The organism is Polaribacter sp. (assembly GCF_965660385.1).
Lineage (GTDB): Bacteria > Bacteroidota > Bacteroidia > Flavobacteriales > Flavobacteriaceae > Polaribacter.
In genome coordinates this window covers 49,117-64,148 of record NZ_CBFHZT010000008.1, presented here as the reverse complement: position 1 = coordinate 64,148, position 15,032 = coordinate 49,117, and the positions used below count along the sequence as shown (strand labels likewise).

Annotated in this window: 9 protein-coding genes; 5 read left to right on the top strand and 4 right to left on the bottom strand. The window is 31.0% G+C overall.

Annotated elements, in window-relative coordinates:
* Positions 1-64: 64 nt before the first annotated feature.
* The 4 genes from ACTG3V_RS04245 to ACTG3V_RS04230 form a co-directional block, all read right to left on the bottom strand.
* Positions 65-3,883: an ATP-binding protein gene (locus ACTG3V_RS04245; RefSeq protein WP_439130894.1), complete on the bottom strand. Its 3,819-nt coding sequence runs from the start codon at positions 3,881-3,883 to the stop codon at positions 65-67.
* A gap of 69 nt (positions 3,884-3,952) precedes the next feature.
* Positions 3,953-5,425, bottom strand: a complete 1,473-nt coding sequence (locus ACTG3V_RS04240; protein WP_439130893.1) for a sulfatase family protein — start codon at positions 5,423-5,425, stop codon at positions 3,953-3,955.
* A gap of 12 nt (positions 5,426-5,437) precedes the next feature.
* Positions 5,438-7,066 carry a sodium:solute symporter gene (locus tag ACTG3V_RS04235; protein ID WP_439130892.1) on the bottom strand — a complete coding sequence of 543 codons (1,629 nt, stop codon included), beginning with the start codon at positions 7,064-7,066 and terminating at the stop codon, positions 5,438-5,440.
* Positions 7,067-7,071: 5 nt separating this feature from the next.
* On the bottom strand, positions 7,072-8,100 hold the full coding sequence (locus ACTG3V_RS04230) for a glycoside hydrolase family 130 protein (RefSeq protein WP_439130891.1): 1,029 nt from the start codon (positions 8,098-8,100) through the stop codon (positions 7,072-7,074).
* 234 nt (positions 8,101-8,334) lie between these two features.
* Here ACTG3V_RS04230 and ACTG3V_RS04225 point away from each other — a divergent pair, with 234 nt between their 5' ends.
* The 5 genes from ACTG3V_RS04225 (at position 8,335) to ACTG3V_RS04205 (ending at position 14,965) form a co-directional block, all read left to right on the top strand.
* Positions 8,335-9,903 carry a sulfatase family protein gene (locus tag ACTG3V_RS04225; RefSeq protein WP_439130890.1) on the top strand — a complete coding sequence of 523 codons (1,569 nt, stop codon included), beginning with the start codon at positions 8,335-8,337 and terminating at the stop codon, positions 9,901-9,903.
* 5 nt (positions 9,904-9,908) lie between these two features.
* Positions 9,909-11,444: a sulfatase family protein gene (locus ACTG3V_RS04220; protein ID WP_439130889.1), complete on the top strand. Its 1,536-nt coding sequence runs from the start codon at positions 9,909-9,911 to the stop codon at positions 11,442-11,444.
* Positions 11,445-11,772: 328 nt separating this feature from the next.
* Complete coding sequence (locus tag ACTG3V_RS04215) at positions 11,773-14,322, top strand: T9SS type A sorting domain-containing protein (RefSeq protein ID WP_439130888.1); 2,550 nt, start codon at positions 11,773-11,775, stop codon at positions 14,320-14,322.
* A gap of 27 nt (positions 14,323-14,349) precedes the next feature.
* Positions 14,350-14,529 (top strand): hypothetical protein, encoded by a 180-nt coding sequence (locus tag ACTG3V_RS04210; protein WP_439130887.1) that lies wholly within the window; start codon positions 14,350-14,352, stop codon positions 14,527-14,529.
* A gap of 85 nt (positions 14,530-14,614) precedes the next feature.
* Complete coding sequence (locus ACTG3V_RS04205; RefSeq protein WP_439130886.1) at positions 14,615-14,965, top strand: hypothetical protein; 351 nt, start codon at positions 14,615-14,617, stop codon at positions 14,963-14,965.
* Positions 14,966-15,032 lie beyond the last annotated feature (67 nt).

Below are 15,032 nucleotides of genomic sequence, written 5' to 3'. Positions count from 1 at the left end.
TCATTCATATACGTCTAAAGTTTGATCATAATTATAAATGAAACTTTAAATAATGATATAAAAATTACACCTTTTCCATATACTCTTTAGGTGTTTGTTGGTAGTGTTTTTTAAAGAGTGTACTGAAGTATTTAGGATCGTTAAAACCAGATTCGTAAGCAATATCAGAAATACGTGTCTTTTTTTTGCTTTTCATCATTTCTTCTGCATGACTTAATTTTATTTTTATAATTAAATCTGATGGTGACATTTGAATTAATCCTTTTAGTTTTCTAAACATATTAGATCTACTCAATCCCATTTTATCACAAAGTGAATCAATTGAAAAATCATTAGAAGTAAGATTTTCTTTTATGGTTTCTATTACTTCAGATAAAAATCGCTCGTCTGGAGTTAGCTGCTTTTCTACTTTTTTATCTTCTAAAAGATTGCTTAAATTTTCTCTACTTTTTATAAGATTATTAATTGTTGCTTTTAATATTTCTAAATTAAACGGCTTTTCTATGTAAGCATCTGCACCAATTTTTAAACCTTTTAATTTATCTTCTTCATTAACCAAAGCAGTTAACATAATAACTGGTATATGGCTTGTTTTAAAATTTGTTTTAAGCAGATTACATAATTCTTTGCCGCTCATTTCTGGCATCATTACATCTGTAATAATTAAATCGGGGTTTTTAGATAATGCAATTAACAATCCTTCTTTACCATTGGCTGCTTCTATAACTGTATAATCTTCATCTAATTCGGTTTTAATAGCTTCTCTTAAAGCTAGAGTATCTTCTACCAATAAGATTATTTTATCTTTAGTGATTAATTTTTCTACAGATTTGGCATCTTTATCTTCGGAAATATTTTCTTTAATTATTTCGTCTTTTTGATAGTGCTCTGAACCTAAAGGTAAAATAATAGTAAATGTAGAACCAATATTTTCTCTACTTTCTATGGTTATTTCTCCACCATGTAATTCAACAATTTTTTTAGAAAGCATTAAACCAATTCCTGTTCCTGGAATTCCTTTGTTGGTTACATTTGTTCCTCTGGTAAACCTTTTAAAAATTATAGCTTGTTGTTTTTCAGGGATTCCAATTCCATCATCTATAAAAGCAAGTTTTAAATGTTTTTCGTTTATGCTCGCATTAATGTTTATTTGACCACCTTCATTACTATATTTTATTGCATTTGAAATTAGATTGTAAAAAATACGACTCATTTTTGCTTTATCAAACCAAACAAAAACTTTATCGATATTAATTTCAATATCAATAGAGTTTTTTTCTAGTAACGGACTAAAATCACTTGTAATATTGGTAATAACCGACTTCAAATCTACTCTTGATACTGCTAATTTTAATTGATTTCTATCAATCTTTTGAAAGTCTAAGAGTTGGGTAACATATTCGTTTAGGTTTTCAGTATTTCGCTGAATCAATTCTATTGATTTTTTCACCTCTTTTTGATTTGCTAATTGCTTAACCAATAACTGAATTAACGAAACTGGAGTTCTAATATCGTGAGCAACTTCTACAAAGAATTTAATTCTATCTTCATCTGTTCTTTTTCTATGTTTTGCTTTTGATATGAAATATATTAAATAAAGAAATAGTACGAATAAACAAATGTATAGAGAAATCGCTGTCCAAGTTTGCCAAAAAGGTTTTTTGATAATTATTTTTAATTGATAAGGTTTTTTGCTTTCTATACCATCTGCATTATATCCTAAATTAAAAAGTTCGTATTTCCCTGGCTTTAAATTCGCATAGGTAATTTTATTATTATTCCCACTTCTCTTAAAATCATTTTCATATCCTTTTAGTTGATATTTAAAAGTATTTCTTTTAGAACCATGAAATTTGATAGTTTGAAAATTAAAAGAAAAAGAATTCTGATCATAATTTAAAGTTACCTCATCTACAAAATTGATGTTTTTTTTGAGTGTAAGACTGTCTGGTTTTTTACCATTTACCTCAAAATTTGTTATAAAAGTATCTGAAATAAGATTGTCTTTTTCTAAATTATAAGGATTAAATATTACTGCTCCTTGAGAGCCACCAAATGCAAATCGACCATCTTCAAATTCTGATCCTTCCCCAACTCCAAATTGATTGATATGCAATCCATCTTGATCGTCATATTTGCGAAATAATTTATTCTTAATGTCAAATCTCCAAAGTCCAGAAATTGTGGCAAGGTATAAGTTTTCTAAATTATCCTTTTTAATAGAAAATACAGTACCAATTTTTTTATTTGCAGTTTGCCCAATATTTTCAAGAGATTCATCACTTAAATTAAACTTATAAATTCCATTTGTACTACCAATCCAAATAGCATTATTTATCGGGTCTAACTCTAAAGAGTGTACTTCATTTACGCTATTAAAAACATGAGGTTTAATTTTTCGCAAACTTTTATTTCTCTTATTTATTTCAAAAAAACCATTAGTTGCTCCAGCATAATTTAAATTGTTAAATCCTTTAATAATTGTTCTGGCCAGTCCAATTTTATATTGACTGACTAATTTCTTTTGATAGTAATGATGTAAAGGTCCATCTATTCCAGAAACCCAGAGATTGCCATCAAAAACAGAAATATTAAAAACAAAATCTAGTTGAACTTTTGGATATAAATCAGGTTGAGATAAACTTCCTGTTTTTGGATTTATTTTGAGTACCCCTTGACCATAACTCCCTAAAAGTAGCTCATTATTGTATTCGTTGATGGATAAAATTGCAGTGTTGTAGAGTTCTTTTTTTTGGTTGTAATTAGTCCATTTGTTATTAGAAAGTTTACTAATTCCGTTTTCTGTACCAAACCAAAGATCACCATTTGCTGTTTCATGAATAGATCTTATGGTGTTATTACTTATACTTTCTTTACTATTAAGAATATGATTAACATGATTAAAAACGTTACTTTTTTGATAAATAACATTTACACCACCTTCTCTTAAACCTAGCCAGTATGCATTTGATTCATCTACATAAATTTCGTAAATACTATTTTGACTGATAGTTGTTGGTTTGTTTATATCATGACTAAAGGTATTTAGAACTTTTAGATTTTTATCAATTACAAATAAGCCAAGTCTATCAATTGCAACTAAAGCATTATTGTTTTTATCAAATTCTATTTTACGAATTGCATTTGTTTTTTTACTGATTTCTTTAATTGCTACTTTTTTGATTTTATCATCATTAAGTAGATAAAGTCCACCAACTTCTGTCCCTATCCATAATTTTTTATCATCATCAATAGCGATATCAATAATATCACTATAGCTCAAAAAATCCTTTTTTAAAACAAGTGTATTTTCTGAATCATTAAAAATATAGTGATCGCACCCTCTTGCAGTTGCTACATAAACATTACTACCGTCAACAATTAATTCTCTGTTGATAAATGTATCTGGAAATAGAGTTTCGGATGCTTGTTTAGTTTCAATATCATAAATAATGAAACCACGAGAAAGGCCAATTAAAAATTTTCTATCATTTAGCTTGGCTAAAGAAAGTAGCCTTTTGTTTTTTATGTATAGGATTTCTTTAAATTGATCAAAATCATATTCATATCGCATCAAAACGCCACTAAAGCTGGATACAAATAAATTACCATTTAAATTTAGGATATCAGAAATCCAAGAACTTTCTTGACTAGAAACATCTTTAATATCGTATTTCCTAAACTCAACTCCAGAATATCTACTGATGCCTTTACTGGTTCCAATCCACAAAAAACCTAAACTGTCTTTTTCAAATTTATTTATTCTTCCTCTTAAAATTCCTTCGTTAGTATTTAATCGTTTTACTTCTTGGGTAAAGGAATTGGTAGTTCCAAAAATTAGAATTACAAAACCGAATAAAAAATATTTAGATATAAATTTCATGAATAAGATTGGCTGATAAGATACTAAAATAAAGAAAAAGTCAATGAGTTTGGTCACTGAGTTAAAATATCAATGTTTTTGTGGGATTTGAGTCCTTAACCACCAATCTCTATCTGGATTATAATTGTATTTTGTTTTTAAATCCTCTAACTTTTTTCGCATTCTTTGCTCAACTTCATCATATTCAGGATTATTGATGAGGTTATTCATTTCACCAGGATCATTTTTTAGGTTATACAATTCGTCTATATCACTGTCTAAAAATGCATCAACTAATTTATAATCTTCAGATTTTATAGCTAACATATTTGGCCCGGCATAAGGATAAGCATCATCTACATAATATTCAAACATAAAAGCTTCTCGCCAATTTTCGTCTGGGTTGTTATCAAATAATTTTACCATTGAATCTCCTTGCATATATTCTGGAGTTGAAACTCCTGCCAAATCAAGTATTGTTGGAGCTAAATCTATATTTAAAGCATTTTTATTGATTACAGTACCTGCTTTAATTTTTTCTGGATATCTAATCAACATCGGAATTTTCATAGAACTCTCATAAGCAATTCTTTTATCCCAATATCCATGCTCACCCATAAAATAACCGTTGTCACTACTATAAATTATTACAGTATTGTCTAATTCGTCCATTTCTTCTAGCGTTGCCAAAACCTCACCTAAAGATTCATCAACAGCACCCAAAGTTTCTAATAATTTTTTAAACTTATCACCTTTTATTGGCCAAGGTTTTGGTTCGATAGTTTCTGTAGAAACATATTCTTTCCATTTAGAGTCCCAAGCTTTTATTCTTTGCCATTCTGGTTTTCCTTTAAAATCTTCTAAATGCATATCATATGGTGGAACTGGTAATTTATCATCAGCATACATATTTTTATGTCTTGGTGCTGGCGAATGATTTTCATGAACAGCTTTATGCCATAAATTTAAACTAAAAGGTTTGTTAGGGTCTCTTTTTTCTGTTAACCAACTCACTGCTTTTTCAGTAAGAATATCTGTCATATATCCTTTTTCTTGATATTCTTTTCCATTATCATTCACTTTTGGATCAAAATATTCACCTTGCCCAATAAAGCTATACCAGTAATCAAAACCTGGTCTTATGTGTTTTTTCCCTTCGTAATGCGCCATATGAATTTTTCCAATATGTGCAGTTTCGTATCCAGCTTTTTGTAAATGAGAATTGTAAGGTTTGTAGGTTTCCCAATCTGGATCTACATGTCTGTTATTTTGATTTACACCATGAATATGAGGATATGTTCCTGTTAAAAAACTTGCTCTAGATGGAGAGCAAATGGATTGTGTAACATAATAATTGTTAAAAGTAACACCTTCATTTTGCAAACGCTGCATGTTTGGCGTTTTTAAAAACGGATACCTACCACTTGATTCTAAAGCATCAAAAGGTTGATCGTCTACCAAAACAAATAAAAAATTAGGTTTTTTTTCTTCTTTTTTTTGATTACAATTTACCAGTGAATATGTTAAAAAAAGAAATAGAATATAAAATTTTAAATTTTTCATAATTAATTATTTTTACCAAAAGACAACCAAAATTATTAAACAAAAAGAAATCAATAAATAAGATAAAAATCGATAACTTGTATAAAATGGTTTATCTTTTAAACTAAGTGTTTCTTCTTTAAACTCTTTCATAGAGAACGTAAGTTGGTCTGTTTTTTCTAAAGGCGGTTTTTTGGTAGCTAAACTCACTACAACCATAACTAAACAACTCCAAACAAAATAAAAAGGAACTGTAATTAAAAAGTGCATGTCTCCAAAAATTGAAGTTCCTGTTTTTACAGTAGATATAATATTTACAATACCTAATAGTAAACCTGCCATTAAACCAACAAAAGCCCCTGTTGCATTAGTTCTTTTCCAAAAAATACCTAATATGAAAGCTGCTACGATTGGTGGAGCCATCATTGATAACATTTCTTGATAATACTTTAATAAAGTTCCGAATTGTTTTCCAATTTGGGGTGCCCACATCACAGCAATCACTAATACAGTAATAGAAGCCATTTTACCAACTCTAACTTTATTTTTTGAAGTGCTTTCAGGAGCAATTTTTGTGTAAAAATCCATTGTAAAAAGTGTGGCTACTGAGTTTAATAAACCACTTAACGAAGATGTTAAAGCAGCAACCATTGCAGCCATCATAAACCCAATCAAAACGTTAGGAAGTAGTTTCATTATTAGATTTGGGTAAACCATATCTGGTTTTGGTAAACCTGGAAACAAGTTAATAGACATAACTCCTGGAATAATGATTAAAAATAAAGTTAGCATCGTTAAAAAACCAACTAATAAAACACCTTTTCTACCTTCGTCAATAGATTTTGCTGTCAATACTCTCTGTACTAATTGTTGATTATTTCCCCAGAAAAACAATCCTAAAATAGGAATACCTAAAACCATACCTAACCAAGGTACAGAGGAGTCATCATTTGGTCTGACGAGTTTCATTAAGATGTTCCCCTCTTGAAATAATTCTCTTACATAATCTGCACCACCATTGTATGAAGCATAAAAAGTAAGCACAATTGAACCAACTAACAAAAAGATACCTTGCATTAAATCCACTCGAATTGCAGCAGATAAACCTCCTGGAATCGTATAAGCAGCGACTATAAGCGCAAACACAATTGACAAAGTCAATATCGATGTTTCTGGAAAAATTATTTTCATAACCATTGCTGCTGCATATAAAGAACCAGCAGCATCTAAAAAGATATTTACAATTATGGTAATTGCTGAAAAGTAATATCTTGAAGCAGAGTTAAATCTTTTTTCTAGAAATTCTGGAATTGTAAATATTTTTGATTTGATGTAAAATGGTAAGATAAACCAAGCAAAGAAAACCATCACTAAAACAGAAATCAAGTTATAATTAAAAACTGCTATTCCTGTGCTGTAAGCATCACCTGCTTGACCAATTAGTGTTGAACTCGATATACTTGCTGCAAACAGCGAAAAACCAATTACAGGCCAACCAATTCCTCTACCAGCTAAAAAGTAGGATTTTTCATCTTTACTTTTACTGTATTTTGCCCCTAGGTAAACTATAAATAGAAAATACAATACAATAATAATGACGTCTGCCCATGAAAGTCCATTAACCCAACTTGGTCCGTCAGTTAGAAAATTAGTAGTTTCCATAAATATTAGTTTTGGTTTTGTTCATCACTCATTGTAAAATCAATAAGTTCATGTACGTTGCAAGTTGCTAATCCAATATATTTATCTGCACCACCATAATAAACGTATAAAGTATCATCAACAATCGTATTTCCTGTTGGAAAAACGCACCCCTTATAATACCCTTCAATTTCATAATCAAATTCTGGCTCCATGATATAATCTTTAGTTCTACCAATTACTTTTGTTGGATCATTAAGATCTAACATCACACAACCAACCCTATAATAGCCTAAACCACCATTTTCTACACCATGATATAATACCAACCAACCTTTATCCGTTCTTAAAGGAGGTGTGCTACCACCAACTTTTTCTTCCCAACCACCATTGATTCCTCCAATTATCATGGTGCTTGGTTCATTCCAAACTAACATATCATCAGAAAAACGAATCCAAACAGCAGGTTTTTCAACCCCATACTTTTTGCCAATCCATTCTTTTGGTCTATGTAACATGGCATATTTTCCATTGATTTTTTCTGGGAATAAAATCACATCTCTATCATCTAAATTAGAATCTGTAATTCTCCCTAATTTTATCCAATCTTTAAAATCTTTGGTCATAGCCAAGGCAGAATTCGCCATATTGTTTTTGATGAAATGCGGAGCATGATCTCCATGATCTTTGGTTAAAACTTCATCATGAGCAAATTTCCAATATTGTCCTGGAGGAAAAGGTCTGTAAGCATACGTTACATAATAATAGTCATCAAACTTAATGATTCTTGCATCTTCAACACAACCCATATCTGGTCCTTCTTTACTTGGGCCTAATACAGGTTTATCTGAAACTCTTTCAAATTTATAGCCATCATCACTCACTGCTAATCCAAACCGAATGATATGCTCTTCATCATCACCAGCGGCTCTATATAACATGTAAAATTTACCATTATCATAATACACACCTGGATTACATACGACTAAATTTTCCCAATCATTATTTTTATGTGGACTTAATATCGGATTTCCTTCAAATTTTGTTAGTTTCATTTCTTTTTGTTTAAAATATTTTACGTTGATACTTCAATATTAAAATGAAAGTTGGTTTTTAGGGTTTTCTATTAGGTCAAACAGTATAAAAAAATGGTCAAGCCATAAATTTTAGAAAGATTCCTTTTAAAATAGAATAATTTATCGATGGTTAGATAATAGAGGATTTTGCTCGGAAAATAAACTGAATATATTGTCTTAAAATTTAAATTTGTTCTATATCAAATCCATATTATGAAAAAAGCAGTACTACTTTTAGTTATCATTTTTATAAGTTGTCAAAAATCAACAAAAAGCTCATCAGAAAGTAAAAGACCTAATATTGTTTTTATTTTGTCTGACGATCATGCAACAAATGCAATTTCTGCTTATAGTGACATTTTTAAAGAATTTGCCCCAACACCAAATATTGATAAAATTGCCAAAGACGGTGCAATTTTAAAAAATGTTTTTAGCACCAATGCAATTTGTGGTCCAAGTAGAGCGTCCATAATCACTGGAAAATACAGCCATAAAAACGGATATTACAAAAACTATAAAGGTGGCTATTTTGACAGTTCTCAGTGGTCTTATCCAAAAACGTTGCAAAAATCGGGTTATCAGACAGCTATAGTTGGGAAATGGCACTTAGCTTCTGAACCTGTAGGTTTCGATTATTATAAATATCATATAGAACATGGTGAGCAAGGTGTGTATTGGAATCCGACGTATAATGAAAACGGAACACCAGTAAAAGAAGACGGATATGCAACAAACGTTACTACAGACAGTGCTTTACAATGGTTATCTGCTAAAAAGGAAGATGAACCATTTTGTTTGTTATTACAATATAAAGCGCCTCACAGAGAATGGGCACCAGACAAAAAATATGAACAACTTTGGGAAAATGAAGATTTACCAGTTCCTGCTAATTTTGATGATAATTATAAAGGAAGAGAAAAAACGGCTGGTGATACACATATGACAATGGATTATTTGAATCGAAGAGATTTAAAATTAGAACAAACAAACTCGCTATCGAAAAAAGAACTTCGCAAGTGGTTGGATTATGGAAACCAACCAGGGCAAACGGTTTCTTTAGATAAAAATCTTTCCGCTGAAAAATTACAGGAAGAAAAATATCAAATTTACATTAAAGATTATTTAGCAACTATTAAATCTGTAGATGATAATATAGGAAGAGTTTTAACATATTTAAAAGAAAATGGTTTGGAAGAAAATACAATTATTATCTACGCATCCGACCAAGGTTTTTTCTTAGGAGAACATGGTTGGTTTGATAAACGTTTTATGTATGAAGAATCCTTAAGAATGCCATTTGTAATTAAATACCCAAATGTGATAAAACCAAATACTGTGGTTGATGATGTTATTTCTAACATTGATATTGCACCCACTGTTTTGGAATTAGCTGGAGTTAAAATTCCTGATGAAATCCAAGGGAAAAGTTTTTTTAGTAATTTAAAAGGAAATACGCCAAAAGACTGGAGACAATCAATGTATTATCATTATTATGAATATCCAAAATGGCATCATGTCCAACCTCATTATGGAATACGAACAGATCGATATAAGTTAATTCACTTTTATTATGATGTTGATGTTTGGGAATTATACGACCTAGAAAATGATCCGTCAGAAATGAACAACTTAATTGACTCTAATGAACATGCAACTTTAATTAGTAAATTAAAAGAAGAACTTAAGGAATTGAAAAAAGGTTATGGAAACACCAAGTCTTTGGAAGAATTAAGAGCGATTACTGAAGCAGATTTTGGAGGCCATGAATCCACAAAAAAATAAAAAAAATGAAAAATACATTTAAATTGATAGTCTGTTTACTATTTCCGCTTTTAGCAAACGCGCAAGAAACAAAACCTAATATTCTTCTCATTACATTAGATGATATGAATTGGGATTCGCCAAGCAGTTATGGTGGCATCATCCCAAATCTGACTCCAAATATAGATGCAGTTGCCAAAAAAAGTGTGTTGTTTAAAAATGCCTATGTGCAAGCGCCAAATTGTTCGCCATCTAGAGTGGTGATACAAACAGGTTTATATCCGCATCAATCTGGAATGAGAGGGTTTTATTATGTGAAAAATACCATAAACACAGTTCCAGAACTACTTAAAGAAAGTGGCTATTTTACAGGAGTTATTAATAAAACAGCAGACACAAGTTTGAGTCCAAATTTTAACGATTTTTGGGACACTACACTTGGATTTAAAAAATCAGAAAAAAGAGACGCCAAATCATACGGAAAACAATTTAGTAGCTTTATAAATGAAAGAAACAAAAATAAAAAACCTTTTTATTGTGTGGTAAATATTGCAGACCCGCATAAACCTTTTTTTAATGATGCTGGTGCAACAAAAAAAGAACTTAAAGAATTTAAACCCTCAAAAGTATATACTCTAGATGATGTGGAAGTACCTGCTTTTTTACCAAATCATAAAAAGGTTAAACAAGAAGTATTAAATTATTACAACTCTGTAAGAAGAGGAGACGATTGTGTAGGTTATGTGTTAGATGTGCTAAAAAAAGCCAAATTAGAAGAAAATACGATTGTGGTTATTTTATCAGATCATGGTATGCCATTTCCTTTTGCGAAATCTACAGTGTATCAAAACGGAGTAAAAACCCCTTTACTTATTTCTTGGCCAAAAAAATATATTCCTAGAATTGATTATAATTCTATAGTTTCTGCTATTGATTTAGCACCGACATTTCTAGATATGGCAAAGCTTTCTGTTTCTAAAAGTATGGAAGGCAATTCTATTTTACCTTTGTTGAACCAAAAAAAGCAACAAATGGGAAAATATGTATTCGCCCAATTTGATGAAAACGCAGGCGGAATTCCAAGACCTTCTAGAGCTGTATTAACAAAAAAATATGGTTATGTATTTAATCCTTGGGCAACAGGTGCTTATGTTTTTCAATCTGCGGCAACTTGGCACACTTCCTATAAACAAATGGCAAAATTGGCGAAGGTTGATGATGCTGTAAAACAACGTTTTAATTTTTGGAAATTTAGAGTAGTAGAAGAATTTTACGATTATGAAAAGGACCCGAATGCTCTGAATAATTTAATTGATAATCCAAATTACAAAGAAATAATTGATGAATTAAAACTCCAACTTTCCTCGCAAATGAAAAAAACCGATGATTATGTATTGAATGCATTTGTAAATAAAGCGGATAAAACTTATCTAAATACTTGGATGGAAGACCAAGTTGCAGAAGCCAAAAATAGAAGGGAATCCATCAAATGGAAACGCGGAAAAAATTTTAGCGGTAGCACAAAGAAAAATACCATATTGTTTGATAATACTTTAGATTAGTAAAAAGAAATGACACCCAATTTATTACAGTTTGTAACTTCCAAATAAATGAAATACTTGGGGATGGCGTGAAGTAAAAAACTAAACTTTAATGAAAGCTCACTCAGAAACTATTATGAGTTTATCTTAAGGTAGTTTTGATGACACTTTCCCTGTAAGCAGATAAGTTAAAAATTTCAGAATAACTTTACTTATACACTTTTTGGCTCAATACCTAACCTATTATTAACCATAAAATGAAGAATTTTTATTCAAAAAAATTATTCTGTTTAATCTAATTTTGTTTTTAATTCGATTAACTATAAATTAATATTTTAAAAATTTAAGAATGAAAAACTTTTTACTTTCTATTACCTTAGCCTTTGTTTCTGCAATTAGCTATTCGCAAACTTTTCCAGTACACGACATTGATGAGTGTGTTGTAATCACTGAAGGATTTAATCAAAATGCAACCTATGATCAATCTGTTGCTAACCCAGTACCTGCAGATGCAAGCACAAATGTTTCAAGAATAACTCCAGATACTTCTGGAAATACTACTACACATGGTATTTATTTTACGTTACCTTACAGAATACCTAGAAATGAAGCTGTAAGTTTTTCAGTTCGTACTTATGTTGGTATTGCAGGCTCTGGTGCTTCAGGTTCTGGGCTATTTAAAATTTCTATTCAAGCAACTGATGGTAGCGGTAATATAGCAGCAAGTAACGTTACTTTAGGGCAAGAAAACAATACTGGTGGTTCTTGGCAAACCATATCAGGTTCTGGTTTAAATTTAACTACTGGAAATACTACCACAGATAACGCTATTGATGCAGCTGGTGGTTTTGATGTTTTGGTAATACAGCAAGTTAATCCAGGTTCTTCTGAGGTTTTCTATTTTGATAATGTAGAATTTCAAATAAACCCAAATTTAGCAGACGTAACTGCAGACTTAGACCCTGGAAATTTATGGCTGTATAATAATAGAGAAGGTGATAACCAACTAGCAGCTTCTTCTGAATTTAATGGTTCTGTAACCGAAAATGTTACTACGCCATCTACTAATGGTAATTCAGCTAGTACAGTACTTCAATTCAATAAAACAGGAAGTTTTTCTGTTTTAGAATATGCAATACCACCTATACAAACACCATTTTCGGGTACTGTAAAATTAAGAGTTTATTTAGATGCATGTACTTTAGATAATACTAATAATAGAATCCAAGTTAGATTAAGAACTGCTGCCAATGAAGATACAAACACTGCTCCTGCAGGTGTTATTTCAATTGACAAAAGATGGACAGAGCTTTCTTTTGATCTTTCTACAATAACTGGAACTTCTAGTACAGATTATACTAAATTACAAATTATAGTGGATGGAGGTGCTGCAAATAACACGTATTTCTTTGATGCTATTCAAGGACCTTTTGCTGGCGCTACCACTTTTACAGGTGCTGATAATAATAGTTGGACTAATGCAGCTAACTGGACCAATGGTGTTCCTAATGCTTTGTTTGATGCTACTATCCAAACAGGAAATAATGTAGGTATATTTAATGCACAAACAAGTGTAAATAACTTAACTTTAGAAGGAGACGCAAGTGTGTTTTTACAAGGTACAGCACCAGAGCTTACAGTTCAAGGAACAGTTACCTTAGGTACTGGTGATTTTAATTTTAGAAGAACGCTAGCTAGCAGTAACTGGTATTTAATGAGTGCACCTTTTGGTGGTGACATAAGCGACTTTCAATTAGCTACTGGTCAAGGTTCTAATGTTGGTGTTGGTACTTATAATACTGCAACTAACGACTGGACCTACAAACAAGCAAGCGCAACTTTTACAACCACAACAGGTGTTGGTTTTTCTGTTAAGAAAGATGCAGCAGGAAGAGTACAAGAACTAAGAGGAACTACACTTAATACTTCAGATGTTTCTGTAGCAGTAAGTAATGCAGGTAGTGGCTTTAACTTATTAGGTAACCCATTTGCTTCATCTATAAATAGTGATGCTTTTTTAACAGCAAATACAGGCAATTTAGTTAGCCAAACTATTTGGGTGTGGAATCAAGCTACTAGTAACTACGAAGCTAAAGTAACTGCAGATGCATTTGTACTAGCACCTACGCAAGGGTTCTTTGCAAGAGCTAATGCAAGTACTAACTTAACCATTGCTAAAGGTTCGCAAGCAACAGGAGGTACTTTTCAAAAAGCAGCCAAGCAAGAAGTTCGTTTACAAATGACTGATGGTAGCTCTGAGCGTTTTGCTAGAATTCTTTATGATGAAAATGCGACTACAGATTTCGATAATGGTTACGATGGTGAAGTGTTTGGTGGTATTGCCAACGAATTAGATGTATATACTAACCTTGTGGCTAAAAGCGAAGGTAAAAAATACCAAATTCAAGGTTTACCTAACACTGGCTTAGAAGATATGGTAGTTCCTGTTGGTATTACTGCAGAAGCTGGTAAAACTATTACCTTTACTGCTACAGCGAATAACTTACCTACTGAGCTTAATGTGTATCTAGAAGATAGACTAAACAATACGTTTACCAAACTAGATGAAAATAGTGAGTACACTGTTACTTTAGATGCTGCTGTAGATGGTTCTGGTCGTTTCTTTTTACATACAGCTAGTAGTGTGTTAAGCACAGACGATGTGGCTTTAACTGGCGTTAATATATACCCAGCAAACAACAACTTAAGAGTTACTGGTGTTAATAGTACAGAAGCTAATGTAGCCATCTACAACATACTAGGTAAAAAAGTGTTAGACCAAGATTTTACTTCTAGAGGCACTACAGCTATTAGATTGCCTAAATTGAGTTTAGGGGTTTACATTGTAAATCTTACTACTGAAAAAGGAAAAATTAGCAAGAAAATTGTATTAGAATAATCTAGTAACGTTTAAATAAAGCATATCATGACAAATAATAAGAAACAACAAGAAAACAAAGACAACATCACTCGTAAAGAAGCGATGAAGAAATTAGGAAATTATGGTAAATATGCTGCCTTAACAGCATTAGGTACCTATATGATTTTGAATCCGCAAAAAGCACAAGCTCAAAGTGTACCTGCAGATCCTGGATCAGGTTTCTAAAAACACTTAAATTAAATAATTAAAAAAGGTTGATCTGTTATATTTCAACCTTTTTTCAATATTAACTTTTAAAAAATATAAAACCATGAAAAAATCAATTTTATTTACTCTACTTTTTGTTAGTGTAACAATCGTTTCTTTTGGTCAAAGTAAAAAAGAACAAAGAATTATAAAGCAAGCTAATAAATTTGTAACAAGTTTATCAGAAAACCTTTCTGATGTTACAGAGGAAGAAAAGACTACATTTTTTGAATTAAAAAAAGCCCAAATTATTGAACTTAAAAAGATTAATAAAGAGTATGAAAGAGGAACAGATGAACATAAAACTAAGTTTAAAGCAGTTCTTTTGAATTTTCAGAAAGATGTTAAAGAAAAGTTTGGTAGAAAAAGAGGAACTGAAATAATTAGAGCTTCTTTAGTCCATAAAAAACAATAAACTCGTTTAAACTATTAAACAAAAATAGTTAATAGATAATTACCATTAAAAAAAGATGAGCTTTTAA

Coding starts and splice junctions, on each gene's coding strand:
- ACTG3V_RS04230 (WP_439130891.1), bottom strand. CDS start 8,100: ATGAAACTAACAAAATTTGAAGGAAATCCGATATTAAGTCCACATAAA.
- ACTG3V_RS04215 (WP_439130888.1), top strand. CDS start 11,773: ATGAAAAACTTTTTACTTTCTATTACCTTAGCCTTTGTTTCTGCAATT.
- ACTG3V_RS04220 (WP_439130889.1), top strand. CDS start 9,909: ATGAAAAATACATTTAAATTGATAGTCTGTTTACTATTTCCGCTTTTA.
- ACTG3V_RS04240 (WP_439130893.1), bottom strand. CDS start 5,425: ATGAAAAATTTAAAATTTTATATTCTATTTCTTTTTTTAACATATTCA.
- ACTG3V_RS04210 (WP_439130887.1), top strand. CDS start 14,350: ATGACAAATAATAAGAAACAACAAGAAAACAAAGACAACATCACTCGT.
- ACTG3V_RS04205 (WP_439130886.1), top strand. CDS start 14,615: ATGAAAAAATCAATTTTATTTACTCTACTTTTTGTTAGTGTAACAATC.
- ACTG3V_RS04245 (WP_439130894.1), bottom strand. CDS start 3,883: ATGAAATTTATATCTAAATATTTTTTATTCGGTTTTGTAATTCTAATT.
- ACTG3V_RS04235 (WP_439130892.1), bottom strand. CDS start 7,066: ATGGAAACTACTAATTTTCTAACTGACGGACCAAGTTGGGTTAATGGA.
- ACTG3V_RS04225 (WP_439130890.1), top strand. CDS start 8,335: ATGAAAAAAGCAGTACTACTTTTAGTTATCATTTTTATAAGTTGTCAA.